The 5,407-nt window shown below is 74.1% G+C and carries 5 protein-coding genes; all 5 read right to left on the reverse strand.

The window, feature by feature from the left end:
* Nucleotides 1–146 precede the first annotated feature (146 nt).
* Nucleotides 147–767 carry a DUF4190 domain-containing protein gene (locus HLB15_RS22070; RefSeq protein ID WP_171108696.1) on the reverse strand — a complete coding sequence of 207 codons (621 nt, stop codon included), beginning with the start codon at nt 765–767 and terminating at the stop codon, nt 147–149.
* A gap of 131 nt (nt 768–898) precedes the next feature.
* Nucleotides 899–1,504 (reverse strand): DUF4190 domain-containing protein, encoded by a 606-nt coding sequence (locus HLB15_RS22075; protein WP_171108698.1) that lies wholly within the window; start codon nt 1,502–1,504, stop codon nt 899–901.
* Nucleotides 1,505–1,721: 217 nt separating this feature from the next.
* Nucleotides 1,722–2,300, reverse strand: a complete 579-nt coding sequence (locus tag HLB15_RS22080; protein ID WP_171108700.1) for a DUF4190 domain-containing protein — start codon at nt 2,298–2,300, stop codon at nt 1,722–1,724.
* A gap of 100 nt (nt 2,301–2,400) precedes the next feature.
* A complete protein-coding gene (locus HLB15_RS23845) occupies nt 2,401–3,177 on the reverse strand; it encodes a GNAT family N-acetyltransferase (protein WP_212760228.1) in 777 nt (258 codons plus the stop codon).
* Nucleotides 3,174–4,958, reverse strand: a complete 1,785-nt coding sequence (aspS, locus tag HLB15_RS22090) for an aspartate--tRNA ligase (RefSeq protein WP_171108702.1) — start codon at nt 4,956–4,958, stop codon at nt 3,174–3,176. Before aspS ends, HLB15_RS23845 begins: the two co-directional genes overlap by 4 nt.
* Between the last annotated feature and the right edge of the window lie 449 nt (nt 4,959–5,407).

Below are 5,407 nucleotides of genomic sequence, written 5' to 3' on the forward strand. Positions count from 1 at the left end.
CGCTCGGCGAGGTGGACCCCGCCGAGCGCGTGGTGACCCGCCGCACCGACGGCGGCGGCACGACGCTCCTGGTCCGCCCGGACGGGTACGTGGCCGACGCGGCCTGACCCGGCCCACCGGGTCGGGCCGTCGGCCGGGACCGCCGGCTAGTAGCCGGAGCTGTTCATCTCGCTGAAGAAGCCCTCGCGGAACTCCGGGATGCTGAACATGGCCCCGAACCCGATGAGCCCCAGGACCGTCAGCCCGACGACCACGTAGCCGATGATCAGGCCGACGAGACCGAGGTTGCCGTTGTCCGCCTGGCCCTCCCGCTGGGCCTTGCGGCTGAGGTGGCCGGTGATGACGGCGGGGATCGCGGTGAGGAAGCCGACCCCGCAGCTGCACGTCAGCACGACGCCGACGATGCCGAGCACCAGGGACCACACGCCCAGCGGGTTCTTCGGGAGCGGTGCGCCGTACCCGTACGGGCCGGTCTGCGGCGGGTAGCCGTAGGCGGGAGGCTGCCCGGGCTGTGCGCCCGGCTGCGGCTGGTAGGGCGACGGCTGAGCGGGCTGCTGCTGGTACGGCTGCGGCTGGTAGGGCTGCTGGTCGGGCTGGGTCCCGTACGGCTGGGGCGAGTAGGGCGAGGGCTGGTGGCCCGGGTACGGCTCGGGCGGTACGGGGTGCTGCGGCTGCTCGGGCTGCTGCGGCTGCTGCGGAGACGGCTGCTCAGGGCCGTTGCTCGCCGGCGGCTCGTAGGGGGGCTGCCACCCGTCGGGCTGGGTCATCGGTCGTGCCTTTCCGCGCGGCGACGCGCAGGGACGAACCGGCCCGCCGCGGCCCCGACGGGATGCTCACGTCGGGGCGGCGGGCCGGTGTGTGGGGGTGCTGGGTGCTGGGTGCCGAGGGCGCGGCCGGCTCAGCCGTTCTCGAGCTGCTCGAGGAGCTCCTCGAGCTCCGGGTCCGACGTCGGGAGCTCGCCGTTCTCCTGCTGGTAGGTGTCCAGCTGCTCCAGCCCGTCGCGGACGGCCGGGTCGTTGAGGGTGAACACCGTGGCCGCGACGAAGAGGCCGACCGTGATGGTGGTCCACGCGATGCCGACCCAGCCGGTGATGATGCCGGCCAGGCCCATGCCGCCGTTGTCGGCCTCGCCCTCGCGCTGGGCGCGGCGGCTCTTGTGGCCGAGGATGATGGCGGCGATGCCGGTCAGGATGCCGCAGCCGAGCACGGCGAGGATGCCGAGCACGAGCGACCACACGCCGAGGCCGTTCTTCGGCAGGGGCGCGGCGCCGTACGGGCCGGGCTGCCCGGCGTACGCGGGCTGCGCCGGCGACTGCCCGTAGGGCTCCTGGCCGTACGGGGTCGGACCGGGCTGACCGGGCTGACCCGGCTGACCGTACGAGGCCGAGGCGGCGGGCTGGTCGTACGGTGTCGGCTGGCCGGGGACGGATCCGGGCGCCTGGCCACCCTGGTCGGGCTGCTGCGGCGGGTCGTAGGGCGACTGTCCGCCGTCGGGCTGGGTCATCGTGCTGCCTCTCTGCTTGCTCCTGCTCGGCCGTGGCCAGCTGCTCAGGGTGGTCAACTGCCCGCTCGACACGGGGTCGCGGCGCGGGGCCGACGCGGAAGCCCTAACCTACAGGCCACCGGACCCGCGGCGCAGCGCACCACACGGGGAGGACTCCCCGTGTCCCCGCAGGTGGCCGGGCGGTGCGCCCGCTCCGGGTGCGCCCCGAGCCCGCGGCTCAGTAGTCGCTGTAGCGGTTGACGTCGTTCATGTCGCCCCAGTCGGCGAACCCACCGCTCAGGAGCCCCGCGGCGATCGCGACGACGAAGAACGCGATGCCCAGCAGCACGAGCCCCACGTTGATCCAGCCCAGGATCAGCCCGGCCGTGCCCATGCCGCGGTTGTTCGCCAGGCCCTGGTCGGCGGCCCGGCGGCTCATCGTGCCCGTCACGATCGCAGCGACCCCCAGCACGAGCGGGCACATGACGTAGCTGAGGATGCCCGTGACGAGGGCCCACACGCCCAGGTCGTTCTTGGGTGGCGCCGGCGTCCAGCCACCCTGCGCGGCCACGGGGGCGGCGGGCGCCGCGTAGCCGCCGGACGCGCCGTAGCCGCCGGGCTGGGCGGGCGCCGGCTCCGACGGGGAGTCCTGGGCCGGGTAGCGGGGCGCCTCCTGCGGCGGGTACTGCGCCGTCTCGGCCGCCGTCTCGTCACCGGGCGCCGCGCCCGTCCCGGGCATGGGCTCGAGCGGTTGCGTGGGCGGCGTCTCCGCGTCCCGCTCGGGGTCGCGCGGCGCGCCGCCGGTGTTCTCGGTCATGGGACCGTCCTCCAGGTGTAGGCCCTCGAGGCACCGGGACCGGCGCCCCTTGCCACCCACCTAACCAGCATCGACGCAGGTCCGCGCGGGAAACACGCCGTCAGGCCGGACGCCAGCTCTCCACGCGGTGGGCCACGACGAACCCGAGCCGCTCGTAGACGCGCCGCGCGCCGTCGTTGTCCGCGTACATCCCGAGCGTCACCAGCCCGCAGCGGGCGACGCCGTCCGCCGTCATCCGCGCGGTGAGCGCCCCGCCGTACCCCCGCCCGCGGTGCGCGGGCAGGGTACCGATCGCGCCGAGGTGCACCGCACCGCCGGGCACCGGCGTCGCGGAGCCGACGGCGACGAGGGGTCCGCCGGCGGCCCCCGCCGCGACACGCACGCCGTACCAGCGGGCGCGGTCGGCGTGGCGGTGCCGCACGCCGTGCAGGGTGCCGGGGTTGGCCTCGGTGAGCACGGCGTCGGCCTCGTCCGCGTCGCGCTCCAGGTCGAGCTCGACGACGACGGCGCCCGGACCCGGCGCGACCCCGCTCGGTGCCGTCTCGGTGACCATGCGGTCCCAGGTGGAGGCGGGGCCGAGGCCCCAGCCGGACAGGGTCTGCCCGGCGAGGGCCCCGGTGCCACGGGTCACCGACGCCGCCCGGACGGCGGCACCCGGCGTCACCGTGGTGAGCAGGTCGGCCACGCGCGGCGGCTCACCGACCGCGGTGAGCACGCTCCCGGCGCGCTCCCCCGACGGGTCGGTGAGCTCCAGGACGGCGGCCGCCCCGACGTCGTCGGGACCGCGGCTGTCCGTCCAGGTCCGGACGACCTCGAGGAGGTCGGTCCGGACCGTGTGGAAGACGTGGTCGAGCCCGTGCCCGCCCAGACGGGTCACGCCGAGGGGGCCGCGGCGGCCTCCTCGGGCACCGCGTCCACACCGGCCTCCTTGCGCTGCTCCGGCGTGATCGGGGCGGGCGCGGCCGTGAGCGGGTCGTAGCCGCCGCCGGACTTCGGGAACGCGATGACGTCGCGGATCGACGCCGAGTGCGTCAGGAGCGCCACGATCCGGTCCCAGCCGAACGCGATGCCGCCGTGCGGCGGTGCGCCGAACGCGAAGGCGTCCAGCAGGAAGCCGAACTTCTCCTGCGCCTCCTCCTGGCCGATCCCCATGACCTCGAACACGCGCTCCTGCACGTCACGCCGGTGGATACGGATCGAGCCGCCACCGATCTCGTTGCCGTTGCAGACGATGTCGTAGGCATAGGCCAGGGCCTCGCCGGGGTCCTTCTCGAACGAGTCGATCCACTCGGGCGTCGGCGACGTGAACGCGTGGTGCACGGCGGTCCACGCGGACGAGCCCAGGTCGACGTCGTCGTCCTCGCCGGCCGGCTTGAACAGCGGCGCGTCGACGACCCACACGAACGACCAGGCGTCCTCGTCGATCTCGCCCGTGCGGTGCGCGATCTCCAGGCGGGCGGCACCCAGCAGCGCGCGCGCCTCCGACGTCTTGCCCGCGGCGAAGAAGACGGCGTCGCCCGGGTCGGCGCCCGTGGCGGCGGCCAGCCCCGCGCGCTCGTCGTCGGACAGGTTCTTGGCGACCGGGCCGCCGAGCTCGCCGTCCTCGGAGAAGGTGACGTAGGCGAGGCCGCGGGCGCCGCGCTGCTTGGCCCACTCCTGCCACGCGTCGAACTGGCGGCGCGGCTGCGACGCGCCACCCTTCATGACGACGGCGCCCACGTACTCCGCCTGGAAGACGCGGAACGGGGTGCTCGCGAAGTACTCCGTGAGCTCGACGATCGGGTTGCCGAAGCGCAGGTCCGGCTTGTCCGTGCCGTACAGGCGCATGGCCTCGTGGTAGGTCATGCGCGGGATCGGCGTCGTGATCTCGTAGCCGACGAGGCTCCAGAGCGCCGCGAGGATGTTCTCGGCGAGGGCGATCACGTCGTCCTGGTCGACGAAGCTCATCTCGACGTCGAGCTGCGTGAACTCGGGCTGCCGGTCGGCACGGAAGTCCTCGTCGCGGTAGCAGCGGGCGATCTGGTAGTACCGCTCCATGCCGCCGACCATGAGGAGCTGCTTGAACAACTGCGGGGACTGCGGCAGGGCGTACCAGGAGCCGGGAGCCAGGCGCGCGGGGACCAGGAAGTCGCGTGCACCCTCGGGCGTGGAGCGCGTGAGGGTCGGCGTCTCGATCTCGACGAAGTCGTGCTCGTCGAGGACGCGCCGCGCGGCCTGGTTCGCCTTGGCGCGCAGGCGCAGCGCGTGGGCGGGCGCGGGACGGCGCAGGTCGAGGTACCGGTGCCGGAGCCGCGCCTCCTCGCCGATGACCTCGGTGTCCGCCAGCGCGGTGGACACCTGGAACGGCAGCGGGGCCGACTCGTTGAGCGTGACGACCTCGGACGCCACGACCTCGATCTCGCCCGTGGCGAGGTTCGGGTTGGCGTTGCCCTCGGGGCGGCGGCCGACCTCGCCGGTCACCTGGAGCACGAACTCGGAGCGCAACGGGTGCGCGATCTCCTCGTCGCGGATGACGACCTGGGCGATGCCCGACGCGTCACGCAGGTCGATGAACGCCACTCCCCCGTGATCACGGCGGCGATCGACCCAGCCCGTGAGGGTGACGGTCTGGCCGATGTGCTCGGCCCGCAGTGAGCCGGCCGTGTGGGTGCGGAGCACGGGGAGGTTCCTTTCGTACGGAAGGTGGGTCCGGCCGCGGCACGCCCGGACAGGCCGCACGGCGGCGCGGGACGCGCGACGGCGCGCAGCGAGTCTAGTCGTTCCGCCCGCCGCGGCACTCCCCGCCGGTGGACCCGCGGCTCCTCCCCCGCCGGTCCGCTTCGAGAACGACCTGGGGACCGGTTCGGCGGGCGAGACGTCCCGCAGGTCGTTCTCGAGGCGGACCGGGACGCCGGGTGAAGATTTTCGTGGCGTTACCGACGCCGGGTCAGTATTCTCGCAGGTCGGGTACGTGATGTCGGCGAGCGGAGGGGGTGCCTCGTGGCTGATCTGCGGGTTGATCTGGATGCGGTGCGGGAGCTGGGTTCGAGTCTGACGGTGGTGGCGGACGAGTTCGAGGGTGCGAACGCGAACAGTGATCGGATCGCGGGTGCGGTGGGTCATGAGGG

The sequence above is a fragment of the Promicromonospora citrea genome (genome assembly GCF_013004695.1).
GTDB classification, from domain to species: domain Bacteria; phylum Actinomycetota; class Actinomycetes; order Actinomycetales; family Cellulomonadaceae; genus Promicromonospora; species Promicromonospora citrea.